Genomic DNA, 18,526 nt, shown 5'->3' with positions numbered 1-18,526 from the left:
GCGCAAGCCTTGCTAGCATCGGCACGACCGGCAAGCGGCCGGTGAGCTTCGACGTCGAAGGAGATGCGCATGAGCGTTCCACCCGAATCCGTCATCCCGCCCGCGCCGACCGATCCGGCGCCGGGCGTTCCGCCTGCCGAGGAAAGACAGTGGGCGATGTTTGCGCATCTGTCCGCGCTGCTCGGTGCGATCCTCACCGGTGCGCTGGGCGGCGGCTGGGGCTGCTTCATCGGCCCGCTGGTGATCTGGCTCATCAAGAAGGACACCATGCCGTTCGTCAACGACCAGGGCAAGGAGGCGCTGAACTTCAACATCACGGTGGCCATCGCGTTCGTGGTGCTGTTCCTGCTCTCGGTGATGACGTTCGGCATCGGTCTGGTCATCGCGATCCCGCTGTGGTTCATCATCGGCATCGCCTGGCTGGTGTTCACCATCATCGCCGCGATCAAGGCCAACGAGGGCGTGACGTATCGCTACCCGTTCACCCTGCGCCTGATCAAGTAGCCCGGAAGCAACGAAGCAAAAAAGGCGGCCCCTGGCCGCCTTTTTCATTGCCGGTGTTCAGCGCGTGCGGTGCGCCGCGTAGCGGGCCAGTTCGTGCAGCAGCGCGGCGCGTTCGCCCCATGGCGCGATCGCGGCCAGGGCGGTGTCGGTCAAGCCGGCCAGGCGCTCGCGCGAGGCGTCGAGGCCGATGATCGACGGGAAGGTGGGCTTGGCCGCGGCCGCATCCTTGCCGGCGGTCTTGCCGATCACCGCCGATTCGCCTTCCACGTCGAGGATGTCGTCGCGCACCTGGAAGGCCAGGCCGACGGCGCTGGCGTAGCGATCCAGCGCCAGCAGTGCGTCGGCATCGGCGCCGCCGAGCAGCGCGCCTAGCCGCACCGACGCGCGGATCAAGGCGCCGGTCTTGCAGCCGTGCATGTATTCCAGCTCGGCCAGTTCCAGCGATCGCCCGACCGCGGCCAGGTCCAGCGCCTGGCCGCCGGCCATGCCTTCGGCGCCGCAGGCGCGACCCAGCGTCTGCAGCATGGCGATGCGCACGCTGGCGTCGATCTCGGCGCCATCGTCGGCCAGCAGTTCGAAGGCCAGCGCCTGCAGGGCGTCGCCGGCGAGGATCGCCATCGCCTCGCCGAACACCACGTGGCAGGTCGGCCGGCCGCGGCGCAGCGCGTCGTCGTCCATGGCGGGCAGGTCGTCGTGCACCAGCGAGTAGGCGTGGATCAGTTCCACCGCGCAGGCGGCGGCGTCCAGTGCGGGGCCATCCTGGCCCAGCATGTGGCCGGCGGCGTAGACCAGCATCGGCCGTAGCCGCTTGCCGCCGCCCAGCACGGCGTAATGCATGGCGCGATGCAGGTGGTCGGAATCGTGCACGGCCGGCGGCAGGCGGTCCTGCAGCGCGCGTTCCGCGCGGGCAACCAGCGACTGCAGGGCAGGGCCGAGTTCGGCGGACTCAGAGTTCGGGTTCAAACGGTTCGGCGCGGTCGGGGGCATCGGGGTCCAGCAGCAGGCGCACGCGCAGTTCCGCTTGTTGCAGCGACTGCTGGCAATGACGGAACAGGCCGATGCCGCGCTCGAACGAGGCAAGCGATTCGTCGAGGCTCAACTCGCCGCCTTCCATCCGGGTGACCAGTTGCTCCAGCTCGTCGAGCGAGTGTTCGAAATCGACGGCGGGAGCGGGGTCGGCAACGGTCTTGGGAGCGGTCTTGGCCATGGCCCGCAACGCTAGCGCAGCGCGGCGGGCGAATCAATCGGCGCGGCGTCGCCGCAAGCCGCGGGCGTGATCTGGATCAGCGTCCGGGGCGCCAGCGGGGCTGCGCGCCGCAGCGGTCGAACAGCTCGGCACCGCGGGCGTTGATCCAGCGGTCGGCCACGGCAATCAGCTCGCCATCGGCATACAGCAGCGGACACGCGTCGCGTCGCCACGGCGGCATCTGCGCCTGCTGGAACAGGTTGCGCAACTCGCGCGTGTGCGGGTTGCCCGCCGGGCGGATGCGCTCGCCGCCGCGGCGCATGCGCACTTGCAGCGGTTGCGCCAGGCGGGTGGCCGGCGCCGTCAGCGCCAGTTCGCCACCGTCCGGCAGCGCCAGCGGTTCGCCGCTCCAGCGCTGTTGCCAGTCGGGGTCGATCGGTGCCTGTGTCGGCAGGGCCCACAATCGCTGCTTCCAGATGTGCAACTCGGTGCCGGCCCAGCGCACGCACGGCAACTGGCCGGCACGTGCATCGCACTGGCGCTCGATCTGCCGGCGCTGCGCCGCACCGGGAGCGGCCAGTCCGCGCAGGTGCAGCCAGTGGTCGAGCAGCGGTTCGCGCAATGCGGGCAGCAGCGCGCGCCAGCCGGGCAGGTCGAGGCTGCCGCTGGCGCGGTCGTGCAGGGCATCGAACGCGGGGAGCCATTGGCTGCGCAGTGCGTCGGCGGCATCGCGGCTCAGCGCGGCGCTGTGCAGGATCGAGTCGCAGGCCTGCGGCCAGTAACGCAGCAGCCCCGGCAGGATTTCATGGCGCAGGCGATTGCGCGCGAGGCGGATGTCGGCGTTGGAGGGGTCGTCGATGCAGTCGAGTTGGTGGGCGGCGACGTAGTCGAGCAGCGTGGCCCGCGGCAGCTCCAGCAGGGGGCGCCAGAGTTGGCCGGCGCCGAACGGTCGTCGTACGCGCATCCCGCCCAGGCCTTCCGGCCCTGCGCCGCGCAGCAATTTCAGCAGTACGGTCTCGACCTGGTCGTCGCGATGGTGGCCGAACAGCAGCCACTCGCCATCGTGCAGCAGGTCGGCCAGCGCGGCATGGCGGACGTGCCGCGCGGCGGCCTCCAGGCCCTTGCCGCCATCGCGCGGGACGTATACGCGCACCAGCGCGCAAGGCACGTCGAGGTCCTGGCAGAAGCGAGCGCAGTGTGCCGCCCAACGCGCGCTGTCGGCATGCAAGCCATGATCGACGTGCGCCGCGCGCAACCCGCGTTCCCGGGCCAGCGGTTCGCGGGCCAGCGCGTGCAGCAGGGCGCTGGAATCGGGGCCGCCGCTGAAGGCGACACAGATCGGCGCGGGTGCTGTCGCGGTCAGCGCCGCGAGTAGATGGGCTTGCAGCGGGTCGCTCATTTCTTGTCGGCGCGGGACCGCACGTAAATGTGCTTGCCGTTGCCGATCTGGCGCTCCTCGGTGTCGAACAGGCCGATGCCCTTGATCAGGCCGCTCAGTTTTGCGTAGCCATAGTTGCGCGAGTCGAAGTCGGGCGACTGCTTGTTGATGATGCTGCCGACCGGCCCGAGGCTGGCCCAGCCGGTCTCGTCGGACGCGGCCTCGATCGCATTGCGCAGCATGTTCATCAATTTGCTGTCGCCGCGCAGTTCCTTCGCCGAGCGCTGTTTCGGTGCCGTCTCGGTTTCGGTCTCGCTGGTGCCAGCCAGCACCTCGGTATAGATGAATTTGTCGCAGGCGGTGCGGAACGGCTCCGGCGTCTTCTTCTCGCCGAAACCGTAGACGATGCGCCCCGATTCGCGGATGCGCGAGGCGAGGCGGGTGAAATCGCTGTCGCTGGAGACGATGCAGAAGCCGTCGAAGCGCTCGGCGTAGAGCAGGTCCATCGCGTCGATGATCATCGCCGAGTCGGTGGCGTTCTTGCCGACCGTGTAGCGGAACTGCTGGATCGGCTGGATCGAGTAGCGCAGCAGCGCTTCCTTCCAGCCGTTCAAGTCCGGCTTGGTCCAGTCGCCGTAGATGCGCTTGACGTGGGCGGTGCCGTATTTGGCGATCTCGGCCAGCAGGCCCTCGACGATCGCCGGGCGGGCATTGTCGGCATCGATCAGGACGGCAAGCTTGTCGTGGGCCATGGCGGTGTCCGGCAGCGGAAGGTGGGTCGATGGTAGCGCGCGCCGGCGCGCGGGTGCCTGACGGGCCTCACTGGAGTACGCCGCCCTCGCGCAAGGATTGCTTCAAGGTGTCCACGTCTTTCCAACCGCTGAACTTCGTCACCAGTTGACCATGACGGAATAGGTAGAAGGTGGGCATGGCCCAGCTGTCGAGCATGGACCACTCGCTGTCGTACCAGGCGATGTGGATCGGTTGATCCGGAAACTCGCGGTTCCAGTCGCTGACCGCGTCGAGCTGCTCGTTCTGGCTGGCCAGCCAGATGGCGTTGCCGGCAAAAAGGGAGCGCAACTGGGCGTCTGCACGGATCGCGCGCGCGGCATCCCGCGAGAAGTGGCAGGACGCCACTACCACGATGCGCAATGGCGCGGACAGATCGAAGGATTGGCGTGCCATGGTGCCGGTGCGTGCATCCACGGTCAGTGCGGTCGGTTGTCCCGGCGGCGGCGATGCGGCACGGCGGAACGTCGGAATGACGGGGATGCCCATCTCCGGGTGATGTCGCGCCAGGGTGTTCGCGGCATCGAAATCGCGGCCGGTGATCAGCGCCTGGTGGAGGCGCGCATAGTCCTTGTCCGATGCCATGCCTCGTCGGTGCATTTCAGCCAGATCCATCCGCAGCTGGGCGATGTGGGTCGGGCTTGGCGCGTGGAACACCACGGCTTCCGCTGCGCGCTTGAGCAGCCTGAGGTCAGTGTGGCTGGCCAGGCGCAGGCTCTCAGGCGTTTGTGCATCGCCGAACAGTCGGTCGTAACGTCGTTCGACCCAGGTGGAGCGCTCGGCAGGGGACGGTGAGGGGACGGTTTCCTGCAGAACGAACTCGTCATAGCGTCGCTCCAGCATGCTCTCGCCGCATGTGTCGACGGCGCATCCCCGGCTGGCGGCGTCCTGCGTGCGTTCATGGTTTCGGCGGGACTGCTCGGCGGGTGTCAGTCCGTCGACGGCATGGCTTTGCGCGCCGAACAGGGCAAGCAGCTGCACGATCTGTGGGCGCGTCAGCTCGTTGGCCGGGTCCTCCAGCGACATGCCGCGCAGGCCGTGTGGGCCGAAGTCGAGCTGGGCAAGAAACCGTTTGCGCCCGCCAGGGGACAAGTCGTCCAGCGGCGAAGTGCCTGGCTGCGTGTCATGCAGATAGCGCGCCAGTGCCGCTCTTGAGGTGATCGGCGCGGGTGCGGTCGACGAGGCAACCACGATGCACGCTGGGGAAAGGCAGAGAACCAGGACGGCAAGTTGCACGCGATTCATGGCGGGCCTCGTGGTGCAGCCAGTCAGGGCCCGGCATCGGGTGGCTGGTGCACCGGCGATCGGTCGCTGGCGAAGTTATTCCTGATAAGCCCCGTAGCTGCGCAGGCGCTTGTAGCGCTGTTCGAGCAGGTCGGGGACCGGCATCGCCTGCAGCTCGTCGAGCTGGTTCAGCAGCACGGCTTTCAGGCGGATCGCCATCGAGCGCGGGTTGCGGTGGGCGCCGCCGAGCGGCTCGCGGATGAGCTTGTCGATCAGGCCCAGTTCGAGCAGGCGCGGGGCGGTCATGCCCAGGGCCTCCGCGGCGTCTTTTACCTTGTCGGCGCTCTTCCACAGGATTGAGGCGCAGCCTTCGGGCGAGATCACCGAATAGGTGGAGTACTGCAGCATGTTGGTGCGGTCGCCGACGCCGATCGCCAGCGCGCCGCCGGAGCCGCCCTCGCCGATCACGGTGCAGATGATCGGCACCTTGAGTTCGGCCATTTCCAGCAGGTTGCGCGCGATCGCCTCGCTTTGCCCGCGCTCTTCGGCGCCGACGCCGGGGTAGGCGCCCGGGGTGTCGATCAGGGTCAGCAGGGGCAAGCCGAAACGCTCGGCCATCTGCATCAGGCGCAGCGCCTTGCGGTAGCCCTCGGGGCGCGGCATGCCGAAGTTGCGGCGCACCTTGGTCTTGGTGTCGCGGCCTTTCTGGTGGCCGATGATCATCACCGGCCGGCCGTTGATGCGGCCCAGGCCGCCCACGATGGCAGCGTCCTCGGCGTACATGCGGTCGCCGGCCAGTTCGTGGAACTCCTCGCAGATCACGCCGATGTAGTCGAGTGTGTAGGGCCGCGCCGGGTGGCGGGAAAGCTGGGTGGTCTGCCAGGAATTGAGGTTGCGGAAGATGTCCGCCGTTTTTACCTTCACCTTCTGCCGCAGGCGCGCCACTTCCTCGTCGATGTTGAACGCCTGGCCATCGCTGGCGTGGCGAAGCTCCTCGATCTTCGCATCCAGTTCGGCGATGGGTTGTTCGAAATCGAGGAAGTTGGGGTTCATTCGTTGCTGTTCATTGCACGGAAGCGCTCAAGTATACCGTTCCGCAAGAAAAGGCGAGAACGGCGCCGTATGGCCGTGATCGGGTCGACAGATGCCTGCCGCGGGCGCGGTGATTGCGTTATCGTCCGCCCCATCGAGCACCCGCCGCCGGATCGCCGCCATGCCCAGCAAACCCATCGACAACGCGAAACTCGACCGCATCGTGGCCGAGGCGCGACGCGCCGCCGAGCAGCGCGAGCTGGGCTATCGCGAGCGGGCGCTGAAGATGTATCCGTGGGTGTGCGGTCGCTGCGCCCGCGAGTTCACGCGCGCCAATCTGCAGGAACTGACCGTGCACCACCGCAACCACGATCACGACTTCAACCCGGCCGACGGCAGCAATTGGGAACTGCTGTGCGTGTACTGCCACGACAATGAGCACGCGCGGCATATCGACCACGTGCGCGGCGGGGTGATGGCAGTGGAGGAAGCGCCGCCGGCGACGGGCAATCCGTTTGCCGACCTGAAGGCGATGATGGAGCGGGGCGGCAAGTAATCCCGCGAAGGCCTACCTGCGTCGATAGATGCCGTCGAAGCGGACGTTGAGTCCGCCGCACTGGTGATTGTCGCTGACCACCAGATACTTCCCGACCAGGAAGGCGCTCACCTCGCACGCATCGTCGACAAAGGTTGCGTGATGGCCGCTGGGCCGTGCCTCCCCGCCCATGGCGCCCAGGTTGGGGCCGCCGGGGAACTGGTCCGGCGGCGGGTCGGCCATCGGGTAATAGGCTTCGCCGTCGGCACGCAACATGCCGTTGTCATGGCGGATCGTGATGCGGTTGTCCCCCTGCACCCAGTCGCCTTCCCATGCCGACGTTGATGGCTGCGCCAGCACCGGCCGCAGGCGGTTGCGCGGCAGCCAGTCGGCGTGTCCATCCTGGTTGTCGGGAAACATGACGCAGGCGTAGTCGCCGCGGACGTCGCCCGCCAGTACCTGGTCACCCGGGATCAGGTAGGCCTTTTCCCGGCAGCGATCCGCCGTGGAAGGGCAGTCGTCGGTGCCCGCGACGAAGTGGGCGCGTCCGTCGCCGACGACTTCGGCGAGTGTCGTCTGGTCGCTGCTGCCATCGCCTCCCTCGCACAGAAACGGCGCGTCGGGATGTGTCTGCTGCGCATGAACGCCGCCGAAGAAAACCAACGCGAACAGCGCGAAAGTCCATTTATGGGCAACGGTCATCGGTCCCTCCATGCGTGCCCGCAGACAGTGGATACATGCGCCCGGCGGTGCCTCAATCCTGCTGCTTGACGATGCGCAGGCGTGCGGCCTGCACTCCGGGCAGCGCGCGCACGGCGCGCAGCAGGGCGGGGATGGCGTCCACGCGCCATTCCTCGCCCAGTTCCAGGTCGGCCTGGGCGCTGCGGTTGCGGTAGCCGTGCAGGGTGACGCTGGCCTGGCCGCCGCGGTAGCCGGCCAGGGTGCGTTGCAGTTGTTCGGCGAAGTCGGCGTGGATGCCGTTCAATTTCAGTTGCAGCAGGCGCGCGTGCCTGCGGCAGGCGTCGTCGAGCGAGCAGACGCTGCGCGCGCGCAACTGGAAGCCGCCGCCGGAGAATTCGTCGATGCGCAGGCCGCCGTCGACGACGAGCAATTGCCCGCGCGTGAGCAGGGGCGCCGCCTGGTGGTAGATCTCGCCGAAGAAGCTCACCTCGATGGCGCCGCCACCGTCCTCGATGCGCACGAACGCGTCGCTGTCGCCGCGCTTGCGCACGGCGGCGACCATGCCGGCGATGGTCCAGGGCGTGTCCGGGCCGCGGCGGAAGCGGTTCTCGCTGCCGTCGTCGTTGCGGCGCGGCTTCGGCGGCTGGTAGCGGTCGACGATCTCGCCCAGCGGACAGGTGGACAGCTGCGCCAGCTCGTCTTTCCACGGGTCGGTGGGGTGGCCGGAGAGGTAATGGCCGAGGGTGTCGCGTTCACCTTGCAGGCGTTGTTCCAGCGGCCACTCCGGCGCGGTCGGCAAGTCGATCTCGAGTACCGGCGTGGCCGAGCCCATCGCCGCGCCGAACATGTCGTTCTGGCCCGATTGCCGGTCGCGCTGGTGCTGTTCGGCGGCCTTGACCGCGTCGGGAAGTTGGAGCATCAGGCTGGCGCGGTTGGCCGCCAGCGCGTCCAGCGCGCCGGACAGGATCAGCGCCTCCAGCACACGCCGATTGAGCTTGCCCGGATCGATCCGTCGGCAGAAATCGGCCAGGTCGGTGTAGCGCCCGTGCGCGCGCTCGGCGACGATCGCCTCGCACACGCCGTGGCCGACGCCCTTGATCGCGCCCAGGCCGTACTGGATGACCTTGGGTTCCACCGCCACGAACATGTACTCGGACGCATTGACGTCCGGCGGCTGCACCACGATGCCCAGTGCGCGCGCTTCGTTGAGGAAGGTGACCGCCTTGTCGGTGTTGTCCATGTCCGCGGAGATCGTCGCGGCCATGAACTCGGCGGGGTAATGCGCCTTCAGCCAGGCGGTCTGGTACGACACCAGCGCGTAGGCGGCCGCGTGCGACTTGTTGAAGCCGTAGCCGGCGAACTTCTCCATCAGGTCGAAGATGGCGTCGGCCTTTTCGCCGCTGAGCCCGTCCTTGGCCGCACCCTCGCGGAAGATCGCGCGGTGCTTGACCATCTCCTCGACTTTCTTCTTGCCCATCGCACGGCGCAGCAGGTCGGCGCCGCCGAGCGTGTAGCCGCCCACGATCTGCGCCATCTGCATCACCTGCTCCTGGTAGACCATGATGCCGTAGGTCTCTTTCAGGATCGGCTCGACGCGCGGGTCGGGATATTCGACTTCCTCGCGGCCGTGCTTGCGCGCGATGAAGCTGGGAATCAGATCCATCGGGCCGGGGCGGTACAGCGCCACCAGCGCGATGATGTCCTCGAAGCGATCGGGTTTCGCATCCTTCAGCATGCGCTGCATGCCGGAGGATTCGAGCTGGAACACGGCGACCGTCTGCGCCTTCTTCAGCAGCTCGTACGGCGCCGGGTCGTCCAGCGGCAGCGCCGAGATGTCCAGCGCCGCCTCGCCGGTTTTCGCGCGGCGCGCGTTGATCGCCTTCACCGCCCAGTCGATGATGGTAAGCGTGCGCAGGCCGAGGAAGTCGAACTTCACCAGGCCGACCGCCTCGACGTCGTCCTTGTCGTACTGGGTGACCACACCGCCGCCGCCGGCTTCGCAGTACAGGGGGGAGAAATCGGTGAGCGGAGTCGGTGCGATCACCACGCCGCCGGCATGCTTGCCGGCGTTGCGGGTGAGGTTTTCCAGGCTCAGCGCCAGGTCGATCAGCGCATGGGCGTCCTCGTCCTGCGCGTAGGCGTCGCAGAACTCGCGCACGACGCGGTCGGTTTCCTTCTTCGATTTCTCCGACAGGCCCAGCGCATCGGACAGGGTCAGGTCGAGCGGCCGCGGCGGGATCATCTTGGCCAGCTTGTCGACCTGGCCGTAACCCATGCCGAGCACGCGGCCCGAATCGCGCAGCACCGCCTTGGCCGCCATCGAGCCGTAGGTGATGATCTGGCTGACCTTGTCGCGCCCGTACTTGCGCGCGACGTAGTCGATCACCTCGTCGCGGCGGTCCATGCAGAAGTCGATGTCGAAGTCTGGCATCGACACGCGTTCGGGATTCAGGAAGCGCTCGAACAGCAGGTCGAACTGCAGCGGGTCGAGGTCGGTGATCTTCAGCGCCCAGGCGACCAGCGAGCCGGCGCCCGAACCGCGGCCCGGGCCCACCGGAATGCCGTGTTGCTTGCCCCAGTTGATGAAGTCCGCGACGATCAGGAAGTAGCCGGGGAAGCCCATCTTGACGATGACGTCCAGCTCGCGTTCGAGCCGCGCGTCGTAGTCCGCGCGCGAGTGGCCGGCAGCCAGCGGCGCGAGTGCAAGGCGCTGTTCCAGGCCTTGCCGCGACAGTTCGCGGATGTGGCTGTCGAGGTCGTGGCCCTCCGGCACGGGGAAGTCGGGCAGGTAGTACTTGCCGAACTTGAGTTCCAGCGTGCAGCGCTTGGCCAGCTCGACGGTATTTGCCAGCGCCTCGGGCAGGTCCGCGAACAGCGTCGCCATGTCTCCGGGCGTCTTCAGGTACTGCTGGTCGGTGTATTCCCGCGGGCGCTTGGGGTCGGCCAGCACGCGGCCCTGGTTGATGCACACGCGCGCCTCGTGCGCGTCGAAGTCGGCCTGCTTGAGGAAGCGCACGTCGTTGCTGGCCAGCACCGGCAAGTCGAGCGTGGCGGCCAGGCCCAGGGCGGCGCTGTTCCAGAGTTCCTCGCCGTCGCGGCCGCAGCGGGTCAGCTCCAGGTACAGCCGATCCGGAAACAGTCGTGCCAGCGCGCGCAGTTTCGCCAGCGCGGCATCGCTGCCCTGGTGCACCGCGATGCGGGCTACTTCGCTGTCGCGGCCGAGCAGGGCGATCAACCCGCTGCAGGCCTCGCCATGCAACCAGCCGGCGTCGATCAGCGCGCGTCCGCCGTGCTGGCCCTCCTGCCAGGCACGCGACACCAGCCGCGACAGGTTGAGGTAGCCGTCATGGTCCTGGCACAGCAGGGTCAGCCGCCACGGGCGCGGATCGTCCGGCGCCGAGACCAGCAGGTCGCAACCGCCGATGGCCTTGATTCCGGCCGCGCTGCAGGCTTTGTAGAACTTGACCAGCGCGAACATGTTGCATTCGTCGGTCAACGCCACCGCCGGGATGCCGTCGCGCACGCAGGCGGCGACCAGCGCCTTGATGCGGATGGTCGAGTCGACCAGCGAGTACTCGCTGTGCAGGTGAAGGTGGGCGAAGCTGGCGGTCATGCAAATCTGCGCGCGTTGTCCGTGCAGGCTACCCGCCGCCGCAGGCAGCGGCAAGATTGACTTGCGCGGGGTTTGCGCGAAGCGCGGGCCGGCGCCGACCGGGGGTCATCGCGGCGCGAGCACCGGTGCCGCGATCGGCGGTTCGCGCAGCAACGCGTTGATCTCCTCGACGAGCGTACCGAGCATGTCTTCGCCATATCCGACGTGGACATGGGCCACGGTGCCGTCACGATGCAGCATCACCATCACCGGGATTCCCGTGACGTCATACGGCTTGCCGATGGCGCCGTGACGATCCCAGGTGAGCAGCAGTTCGGGGAGGCTCTTGCCCAGTGCGCGCGCGGCACGCAGGAAGACGCGGCGATCCTCCTTGTAGTTGACCGCCACCACCTGCAGCGACATGCCGCGCTCGGTCGCCAGCGATTGCATCTTCGCCAGCACCGGCATCTCCTTCATGCAGTAGCCGCACCAGGTCGCCCAGAAACTGATCACCACGACCTTGCCGCGCAGCGAGGCCAGGCTCACCGTGTGTCCATCCATCGTTGGCCCCAGTGAATCCGGCGGCACGTCGCCGGGCCGCACGCCCGCGGTGGCGGCGAAGCAGCTCATCAAGGCGACCAGGAACAGGCTCATCCGTCGCATGGCGTCCCCTTCATATCCATGGACCAGCGGTCACGAGAGGCCAGTGTAAGCGATGGCCGGATGCAGCAATCGCGGCCGCGATGTTTGCCTCAGAACAAGCTGGCCTGATCCAGCAGCAGGCGCACCGGGGCAAAGCTGCGGCGGTGCAGTGGGCATGGCCCCAGCCGCTGCAGCGAGGAGAGGTGGGCCGGCGTGGGGTAGCCCTTGTGCAGGGCGAAGCCGTAGCCGGGGTGGAGCGCGTCCAGTTCCACCATCAAGCGGTCGCGGGTGACCTTGGCCAGGATCGAGGCCGCGCTGATGGCCGGTTCCAGCGCGTCGCCGCCGACGATCGCGCGCGCCGGGCAGGGCAGGTCCGGCGGCAGCTTGTTGCCGTCGATCAGCGCGTGCTGCGCGGCGGGCGCCAGGCCGGCGAGGGCGCGGCGCATGCCGGTCATGGTGGCGCGGAAGATGTTCAGCGAATCGATTTCCTCCGGCTCGACCAGCACGATGCAGTACGCCAGCGCGCGTTCGAGAATCAGCGGGAACAGCGCCTCGCGGCGCGCCTCGCTGAGCCTCTTCGAATCGTCGAGGCCGCGGATCGGCCGGACCGGATCGAGGATCACCGCCGCCACCGCCAGCGGACCGGCGAGAGGGCCGCGACCGGCTTCGTCGACACCGGCGACCAGCAGGCTGGTGGCCGATCCGTCCTCGTCCGCCTGCGAGCGCGGCGGTGGGCGATGGCTGTCGAGAACAAGCTCAGCCATCGGCGCGGCCGTGATCGTCGACCAGCTCCGCCACCGCGGTCGCGGCCCGTTCGCCGGCGTGGCCGGCCATGTCGCCGCGCAGTTCCTGGTGCAGGTATTCGAAGGCGGCCACGATCGCGCTGCGGCGCTCGCTGTCGCCGAACAGGGCCAGCGTGGCGGCGGCCAGCTTGTCGGCGGTGCAGTCGTCCTGCATCAGCTCGGGCACCCACGGCCCCGGGCCCAGCCCGCTGGCGCGGGCCAGGATGTTGGGCAGCGAATAGACGTCCGTCTTGATCATGTTCAGGGCGCGCGCGATGCGATAGCTCAGTGGCGCCACGCGGTAGCCGACCACCATCGGCCGCTTGGCCAGCATGGCCTCCAGCGTGGCGGTGCCGGAGGCCAGCAGCACCACGTCGGCGGCCAGCATCGCCTCGTGGGCCTGGCCGTCCAGCAGCAGCGGCGCGGGTTCGCTGGCCGGCAATCGGGCGAGCAGTTCCTGCAACCGCGCGTGCACCCGTGCATTGGCGGCGGGGACCACGATGCGCAGGCCGGGCACGACTGCAGCAACGTGCTGCGCGGCATCCAGGAAAATCCGGCCCAGCCGATCCACCTCGGACATCCGGCTGCCCGGCAGTACTGCCAACACCGGCGCCTGCTGCGGCAGGTGCAGCGCCTCGCGCGCGCCGACGCGGTCGGCGACCAGCGCGAAGCGGTCGGCCAGCGGGTGGCCGACGAAGCGCGCGTCGATGCCATGGCGCGCGTAGATCGCCGGTTCCATCGGGAACAGGCACAGCACGCGGTCCGCGCTGCGACCGATCTTCTCCACGCGATTCTCGCGCCATGCCCACACCGAGGGGCTGACGTAGTGAACCGTGCGCAAGCCGGCCTCCTTCAGGCGCCGTTCCACGCCGAGGTTGAAATCCGGGGCGTCGATGCCGATCACCACCGCCGGCCTGGCCTGCCTGAGGCGCGCGACCAGGGAACGGCGCAGACGCAGCAGGCGCGGCAGGTGGCTGATCACCTCGCTGAAACCGAACAGCGACAGCTCGCGGATGTCGTACCAGGACTCGAACCCCTCGCGCTGCATCCGCGCCCCGCCGATGCCGACGAAGCGCGCCTGCGGGTAGCGCTGGCGCAAGGCGACGATCAGGTCGGCACCGAGCTGGTCGCCGGAATCCTCACCGGCGAGGATGGCGATCAGCGGGGCAGTTGCGGAGACGCCGGTGTTTTGCATTTCGTCTCCGTCGTGAAGCGAGAGCCAGAGCGCGTGCTTGATTTTGCGATAAGCGCGACGCGCTTATCGCGCCAACGACCGCTCGCTGTGGTCGAGGAACTCCAGCATTGCCATGACGTCGGCGCTTTCGCGCGCCTGCTCGGCGAGTTTCTCGCGGGCTTCGGGCAGCGAGAGGCCGGCCATGTAGAGGGTGCGGTAGGCGCGCTTGATCGCGGCGATGCGGGTGGCATCGAAGCCCCGGCGTTTGAGGCCTTCGCTGTTGATGCCGCGCGGGCGGCCCTGCTGCTCGTTGGCCATCATCACGAACGGCGGCACGTCGTGGCCGACCAGGCAGCCCATGCCGATGAAGGCGTGCGCGCCGACCTTGCAGAACTGGTGCACGCCCGAATAGCCGGAGAGGATCGTCCAGTCACCGATCACCACGTGCCCGGCCAGGGCGGAATAGTTGGAGAACACCACGTGATTGCCGACCTGGCAGTCGTGCGCGATGTGCACGTAGGCAAGCACCCAGTTGTCGTCGCCGAGGCGCGTGACGCCGCCGCCGTCGCCGGTGCCGCGGTTGATGGTGGTGAATTCGCGGATCAGGTTGCGGTCGCCGATGACCAGTTCGGTGCGCTCGCCGGCGAATTTCTTGTCCTGCGGATCGCCGCCCAGCGAGGCGAACTGGGCGACGCGGTTGTCGCACCCGAGCCGGGTGGGGCCTTCGATCACCACGTGCGGGCCGATCACCGTGCGGTCGCCGATCTCCACCTGCGCGCCGATGACGCTATAGGCGCCGATGCGCACGCCGGCGCCGATCACGGCAGCCGGGTCGACCTGCGCAGTGGGGTGGATCGCGGTGCTGTCACTCATGTTCATGACCTCGCGGCGCACATCAGTTCGCAGCTTGCCACTTCCTTGCCGTCGACCGTGGTGCGCGCGGCGAACAGGCCCATGCCGCGGACCAGGCGTTTCAGGTTCACTTCCAGGCGCAACTGGTCGCCCGGCACCACCGGAGCGCTGAAGCGCGCATTGTCGACCTTGACCAGATAGAACAACGGGCTGCCCGCGTCGCCCTTCATGCGGCGGCTGATCTGCGTCAGCAGGCCGGCGGCCTGCGCCATCGCCTCAATGATCAGCACGCCCGGCATCACCGGATGGCCCGGGAAATGGCCATCGAAGAACGGTTCATTGATGGTGACGTTCTTCAGCGCGACTGCGCTGACGTCCGGCACGACCTCGATCACCCGGTCGACCAGCAGGAACGGGTAGCGGTGCGGCAGCAGGCGCTGGATCTGCTCCACCTGCACCGGCAGGGTGATCTCGAAATTTTCCTCAGTCATCGCTCTTGTCCTTTTCCAGTGCCGCCAGACGGCGCGCGTATTCGTCCAGATGCTTGAATCGCGCCGCATTCCTGCGCCACAGGCGATTTTCCTGCAGCGGCACGCCGGAGGAGTACTCGCCCGGTTCGCGTATCGAATGGGTGACCAGGCTCTTGGCGGTAATGGTAACCCGGTCGGCCAGCTCGAGATGGCCGAGCACGCCCGCATTGCCGCCGATCTGGCAGTAGCGGCCGATCCTGGCGCTGCCGGCCACGGCGGCGCATCCGGCCATTGCGGTGTGCGCGCCCACGTGCACGTTGTGGGCGATCTGGATCTGGTTGTCCAGCCGCACGTCTTCTTCCAGCACGGTGTCGTCCAGCGTGCCGCGGTCAATCGTGGTGTTGGCGCCGATCTCGCAGTCATCGCCGATGCGTACCCCACCCAACTGGGGCAGCTTGATCCAGTGGTCGGTGTCGAAGGCCAGGCCGAAGCCGTCCGAACCGATCACCGCGCCGGGATGCACCAGCACGCGGCGACCCAGGATGACGCGCGTGACCAGGGTGACCCGGGCCACCAGCCGCGATTGCGCCCCCACCGTGCAGCCCTCGCCGATGATGCAGTGTGGCCCCAGCACGGCGCCGTCCTCGACCACTGCATCGGCCTCGATCACGCAACACGGGCCGATGCTGGCGCCGGCGCTGACGCGCGCGGAAGCGGCGACCACGGCACTGGGATGCACGCCAGCCGGTGCGGCGGGCAGGCGCTCGAACAGCGCGGCGATGCGCGCGTAGGCGACGTAGGGGTCCCTGGCGATCAGCGCGGTGGCCGGGCAATCGGCGAGGTTCTCCTCGCGCAGCACCACCACGCCCGCGCGGGTGGACAGCAGCTGCGCGGTGTATTTGCTGTTGGAAAGAAAGCTCAACTCGCTGGCGCCGGCGCCACCGAGCGTGCCCACGCCGCTCACCATCCGCGTGCCGTCGCCGCGGACGTCGAGGCCGAAGCGCGCGGCCAGTTCGGCTGCCGAGTAGTGGATGGCGTTCATGCGTGGCTCCGGACGGTGCGCGTCATTGTAGGGCGTGGCGCCGCACGACGCAGGTGTGCCCGGACGACGAAAAAGAAAACGCGGCATCGCCGCGTTTTCCTTCGAGACGCCGGCAGCTCCGCACGTGGCGGCGCCCGCACCGGCCGATGGTCAGAACTGGCTGCCGAAGGTGAACTGGATGCGCTCCTCGTAATGACCGTCCGACGGCTGCGAGCGGAACGGCACGGCGAGGCTGATGATCAGCGGGCCGATCGGCGCCTGCCAGTGCAGCGATACGCCGGCCGAGGCGCGCAGCGTGCTGGCGTCGAAGCTCTGGTAATCCCGGTAGACGTTGCCGACGTCGGTGAACAGCGACACGCGCGCGGTGTTGATGTCCTTCAGGAACGGCAGCGGCAGGTACAGCTCGGCGGTGCCCAGCACCTTGAACGAGCCGCCGATCGGTTGCGCCCAGTAGGCGCCCAGGCAGTTGCCGCGCGCGTCCGGCGAGCTGCCGTCGATGCACACGCGCGGGCCCAGGGTGTTGTCCTGGAAGCCGCGTACGTCGCGCACGCCGCCGGAAGAGAAGTTGGCGAAGAACGGGAAATCCTGGCGCAGGTCGGGCATCACGTAGCCTGCGCCGCGCTGCGCTTCGGTGGCGGCCTTGAGCACGGCGAACTGGTCGTCGCTGATGCCGTTCTTGCCATAGGTCTTGCCGTAGCCCACCTGGCCGTCCAGGTAGAGCACGAAGCCCTTGCCGATCGGCCAGTAATGGTTGGCCTCGGCGGTGAGCTTCCAGTACTGCACGGTGGAGCCGGGCAGGGCGACATCCGCCTGGGCCTGCAGCAGGCCGCCGCGGGTGGGCGCCCAGAAGCCGTTGCGGGTGTCGTGGTTCCAGCCCAGCGTGCCGGTCCACGAATGGATCGTCTTGTTGCCGAGCTGGTTCTGGTAGTCGATCAGGTCCCGCGGGCTGTAGCCGGGGAACAGGTTGACCTTGTTGCTGCTGATGCCCAGGCCCAAGCGCACGCCGTCGGTTTCGCTGATCGGGATGCCCAGGTAGGTGGAGAAGCCCTTGGCGCTGGTGCTGTAGTTGGCGTAGTCGGTGTTGCCGTAGTCGGTCTTGGAATAGTTGACGCTGTAGCCGATGCCGATGCCGTTGTCGGTCAGGTACGGGTTGTAGTAGTTGGCGCCGAAACTGGTCTGGTAGGTGCTGCGCGAGCCGCTCACCGAGAAGCTGTCGCCACTGCCGAACAGGTTGTTCTGGCTCAACGAGGCGTTGAGGATGATGCCGGCGTACTGCGAGTAGCCGATGCCGAACTGCATGCTGCCGGCGGCCTGCTCCTCGACCTTGACGCTGACGTCGACCTGGTCCTGCGAGCCGGGCACCAGTTTCTTGTCGATGTCGACCTTCTTGAAGTAGCCCAGCCGCTGCAGGCGGATCTTCGAGCGGTCGATCGCGGCCTGCGAGTACATGGAGCCTTCGAGCTGGCGCATCTCGCGACGCAGCACGTTGTCCTCGGTCTTGGTGTTGCCGGAGAAGATCACGCGGCGCACGTACACGCGCTGGCCCGGCTCGACGTACATGGTCAGGTCGACCGTGTGCTTGTCCTTGTCCAGCTTCGGGATCGGCGTGACCTTGGCGTAGGCATAGCCGATGTTGGACAGCACCGCCTTGATCGCCTTGCTGGAGTTCTCGATCGCGCCGCGGTTGAAGATGTCGCCTTCCTTGACGAACACCAGCTGGCGCATCGTCTTTTCCGGCAGGATCAGGTCGCCGAGCAGCTTGACGTCGGTGACCTTGTAGATGTCGCCTTCCTTGATGCTGGCGTCGATGTACATGTTGCGCTTGTCCGGCGAGATGCTGACCTGGGTCGAATCCACGCCGAAATCCGCGTAACCGCGGTTCATGTAGTAGGACTGCAGCTTCTCCAGGTCGCCGGAAAGCTTCTCGCGCGAGTACTGGTCGTTCTTGGAGTACCACGACATCAGGTTCGGCGTGCCGGACTCGAAATCGTCGCGGATCTGCTTGTCGGTGTAGGCGTGGTTGCCGAGGATGTTGATCTCGCGGATCTTGGCTGCCTTGCCCTCACGGATCTCGATGTCGATGGCAACGCGGTTGCGGTCGAGCCGGGTCACGTGCGGCTCGACCGACACGTTGTACTTGCCGCGGTTGTAGTACTGCCGGATCAGCTCCTGCTGCACGCCGTCGATGGCCAGCCGGTCGAAGGTCTCGCCTTCGGAGATGCCGGTCTGCTTGAGGCCCTTCTTCAGGTCGTCGGTCTTGATGTCGTGGTTGCCGCGGATGTTGAGCTTGGCGATGGACGGCCGCTCGACCACCTTGATCACCAGGATGTTGCCGTCGCGGTCGAGCTCCACGTCGCTGAAGAACTTGGTCTGGTACAGCGCGCGGATGGCGCGCGCCGCCTCGGCGTTGGTGAGCCGGTCGCCCTTGTTCACCGGCAGGTAGTTGTACACCGTGCCGGCCGCGATGCGGCTGAGGCCGTCGATGCGGATGTCCGAGATCACGAAGGGCTCGAACGCGTACGCGTTCGCGGCAAGGGAGGCAAGCAGGATCAGCGCGGCGATACGCTTCATCGTCGGTTCCGTTGGGTTAGTTTGACGGGGCGGCCAGCGCGGCCGCTCCGTCAACGCATGCGGCGGGGGATG

17 protein-coding genes are annotated in these 18,526 nt (G+C 67.7%); 2 read left to right on the top strand and 15 right to left on the bottom strand.

Annotation, left to right across the window (positions count from 1 at the left end):
• Positions 1-69 precede the first annotated feature (69 nt).
• Complete coding sequence (locus tag ACVCL9_RS09030) at positions 70-504, top strand: DUF4870 domain-containing protein (RefSeq protein WP_395119753.1); 435 nt, start codon at positions 70-72, stop codon at positions 502-504.
• A 57-nt stretch (positions 505-561) separates the two neighbouring features.
• Here ACVCL9_RS09030 and ACVCL9_RS09025 read toward each other — a convergent pair whose 3' ends face one another.
• From ACVCL9_RS09025 to ACVCL9_RS09000, 6 genes are all read right to left on the bottom strand, one after another.
• A complete protein-coding gene (locus ACVCL9_RS09025; protein ID WP_447098366.1) occupies positions 562-1,467 on the bottom strand; it encodes a polyprenyl synthetase family protein in 906 nt (301 codons plus the stop codon).
• Positions 1,451-1,711 (bottom strand): exodeoxyribonuclease VII small subunit, encoded by a 261-nt coding sequence (locus ACVCL9_RS09020; protein ID WP_395119751.1) that lies wholly within the window; start codon positions 1,709-1,711, stop codon positions 1,451-1,453. Before ACVCL9_RS09020 ends, ACVCL9_RS09025 begins: the two co-directional genes overlap by 17 nt.
• A 76-nt stretch (positions 1,712-1,787) precedes the next feature.
• Positions 1,788-3,089, bottom strand: coding sequence for a tRNA lysidine(34) synthetase TilS (tilS, locus tag ACVCL9_RS09015; RefSeq protein WP_447098367.1), 1,302 nt, complete (start codon positions 3,087-3,089; stop codon positions 1,788-1,790).
• Positions 3,086-3,820, bottom strand: coding sequence for an NYN domain-containing protein (locus tag ACVCL9_RS09010; protein WP_395119749.1), 735 nt, complete (start codon positions 3,818-3,820; stop codon positions 3,086-3,088). The genes tilS and ACVCL9_RS09010 overlap by 4 nt, the downstream gene beginning before the upstream one ends.
• Before the next feature lie 67 nt (positions 3,821-3,887).
• On the bottom strand, positions 3,888-5,102 hold the full coding sequence (locus ACVCL9_RS09005) for a hypothetical protein (RefSeq protein ID WP_447098368.1): 1,215 nt from the start codon (positions 5,100-5,102) through the stop codon (positions 3,888-3,890).
• Between the two features lie 75 nt (positions 5,103-5,177).
• Complete coding sequence (locus ACVCL9_RS09000; RefSeq protein ID WP_395119747.1) at positions 5,178-6,134, bottom strand: acetyl-CoA carboxylase carboxyltransferase subunit alpha; 957 nt, start codon at positions 6,132-6,134, stop codon at positions 5,178-5,180.
• 160 nt (positions 6,135-6,294) lie between these two features.
• On the opposite strand from ACVCL9_RS09000, the gene ACVCL9_RS08995 reads away from it, so the two are divergent.
• A complete protein-coding gene (locus tag ACVCL9_RS08995) occupies positions 6,295-6,669 on the top strand; it encodes a YajD family HNH nuclease (RefSeq protein WP_395119746.1) in 375 nt (124 codons plus the stop codon).
• A 12-nt stretch (positions 6,670-6,681) separates the two neighbouring features.
• Here ACVCL9_RS08995 and ACVCL9_RS08990 read toward each other — a convergent pair whose 3' ends face one another.
• From ACVCL9_RS08990 to bamA, 9 genes are all read right to left on the bottom strand, one after another.
• Positions 6,682-7,362: a hypothetical protein gene (locus tag ACVCL9_RS08990; RefSeq protein WP_447098369.1), complete on the bottom strand. Its 681-nt coding sequence runs from the start codon at positions 7,360-7,362 to the stop codon at positions 6,682-6,684.
• 40 nt (positions 7,363-7,402) lie between these two features.
• Positions 7,403-10,942, bottom strand: a complete 3,540-nt coding sequence (gene dnaE, locus ACVCL9_RS08985) for a DNA polymerase III subunit alpha (protein ID WP_447098370.1) — start codon at positions 10,940-10,942, stop codon at positions 7,403-7,405.
• Positions 10,943-11,047: 105 nt separating this feature from the next.
• On the bottom strand, positions 11,048-11,584 hold the full coding sequence (locus tag ACVCL9_RS08980) for a TlpA family protein disulfide reductase (RefSeq protein ID WP_447098371.1): 537 nt from the start codon (positions 11,582-11,584) through the stop codon (positions 11,048-11,050).
• 89 nt (positions 11,585-11,673) lie between these two features.
• A complete protein-coding gene (rnhB, locus tag ACVCL9_RS08975) occupies positions 11,674-12,327 on the bottom strand; it encodes a ribonuclease HII (RefSeq protein ID WP_395119742.1) in 654 nt (217 codons plus the stop codon).
• Positions 12,320-13,540 (bottom strand): lipid-A-disaccharide synthase, encoded by a 1,221-nt coding sequence (lpxB, locus tag ACVCL9_RS08970; RefSeq protein ID WP_447098372.1) that lies wholly within the window; start codon positions 13,538-13,540, stop codon positions 12,320-12,322. The genes rnhB and lpxB overlap by 8 nt, the downstream gene beginning before the upstream one ends.
• 63 nt (positions 13,541-13,603) lie before the next feature.
• Positions 13,604-14,392 carry an acyl-ACP--UDP-N-acetylglucosamine O-acyltransferase gene (gene lpxA / locus ACVCL9_RS08965; protein ID WP_447098373.1) on the bottom strand — a complete coding sequence of 263 codons (789 nt, stop codon included), beginning with the start codon at positions 14,390-14,392 and terminating at the stop codon, positions 13,604-13,606.
• 2 nt (positions 14,393-14,394) lie between these two features.
• A complete protein-coding gene (fabZ, locus tag ACVCL9_RS08960; protein ID WP_395119739.1) occupies positions 14,395-14,862 on the bottom strand; it encodes a 3-hydroxyacyl-ACP dehydratase FabZ in 468 nt (155 codons plus the stop codon).
• Positions 14,855-15,883 carry a UDP-3-O-(3-hydroxymyristoyl)glucosamine N-acyltransferase gene (gene lpxD / locus ACVCL9_RS08955; protein WP_447098374.1) on the bottom strand — a complete coding sequence of 343 codons (1,029 nt, stop codon included), beginning with the start codon at positions 15,881-15,883 and terminating at the stop codon, positions 14,855-14,857. The genes fabZ and lpxD overlap by 8 nt, the downstream gene beginning before the upstream one ends.
• A 150-nt stretch (positions 15,884-16,033) precedes the next feature.
• Positions 16,034-18,454, bottom strand: coding sequence for an outer membrane protein assembly factor BamA (gene bamA, locus ACVCL9_RS08950; protein ID WP_447098375.1), 2,421 nt, complete (start codon positions 18,452-18,454; stop codon positions 16,034-16,036).
• Positions 18,455-18,526 lie beyond the last annotated feature (72 nt).

It is taken from the genome of Rhodanobacter sp. UC4438_H5 (genome assembly GCF_052978405.1).
Note: the sequence above shows the minus strand (reverse complement) of the source record. Positions and strands in the feature narration are given on the sequence as shown.

Coding starts and splice junctions, on each gene's coding strand:
- ACVCL9_RS09030 (WP_395119753.1), top strand. CDS start 70: ATGAGCGTTCCACCCGAATCCGTCATCCCGCCCGCGCCGACCGATCCG.
- ACVCL9_RS09020 (WP_395119751.1), bottom strand. CDS start 1,711: ATGGCCAAGACCGCTCCCAAGACCGTTGCCGACCCCGCTCCCGCCGTC.
- tilS (WP_447098367.1), bottom strand. CDS start 3,089: ATGAGCGACCCGCTGCAAGCCCATCTACTCGCGGCGCTGACCGCGACA.
- ACVCL9_RS09010 (WP_395119749.1), bottom strand. CDS start 3,820: ATGGCCCACGACAAGCTTGCCGTCCTGATCGATGCCGACAATGCCCGC.
- ACVCL9_RS09005 (WP_447098368.1), bottom strand. CDS start 5,102: ATGAATCGCGTGCAACTTGCCGTCCTGGTTCTCTGCCTTTCCCCAGCG.
- ACVCL9_RS09000 (WP_395119747.1), bottom strand. CDS start 6,134: ATGAACCCCAACTTCCTCGATTTCGAACAACCCATCGCCGAACTGGAT.
- ACVCL9_RS08995 (WP_395119746.1), top strand. CDS start 6,295: ATGCCCAGCAAACCCATCGACAACGCGAAACTCGACCGCATCGTGGCC.
- ACVCL9_RS08990 (WP_447098369.1), bottom strand. CDS start 7,362: ATGGAGGGACCGATGACCGTTGCCCATAAATGGACTTTCGCGCTGTTC.
- dnaE (WP_447098370.1), bottom strand. CDS start 10,942: ATGACCGCCAGCTTCGCCCACCTTCACCTGCACAGCGAGTACTCGCTG.
- ACVCL9_RS08980 (WP_447098371.1), bottom strand. CDS start 11,584: ATGCGACGGATGAGCCTGTTCCTGGTCGCCTTGATGAGCTGCTTCGCC.
- rnhB (WP_395119742.1), bottom strand. CDS start 12,327: ATGGCTGAGCTTGTTCTCGACAGCCATCGCCCACCGCCGCGCTCGCAG.
- lpxB (WP_447098372.1), bottom strand. CDS start 13,540: ATGCAAAACACCGGCGTCTCCGCAACTGCCCCGCTGATCGCCATCCTC.
- lpxA (WP_447098373.1), bottom strand. CDS start 14,392: ATGAGTGACAGCACCGCGATCCACCCCACTGCGCAGGTCGACCCGGCT.
- fabZ (WP_395119739.1), bottom strand. CDS start 14,862: ATGACTGAGGAAAATTTCGAGATCACCCTGCCGGTGCAGGTGGAGCAG.
- lpxD (WP_447098374.1), bottom strand. CDS start 15,883: ATGAACGCCATCCACTACTCGGCAGCCGAACTGGCCGCGCGCTTCGGC.
- bamA (WP_447098375.1), bottom strand. CDS start 18,454: ATGAAGCGTATCGCCGCGCTGATCCTGCTTGCCTCCCTTGCCGCGAAC.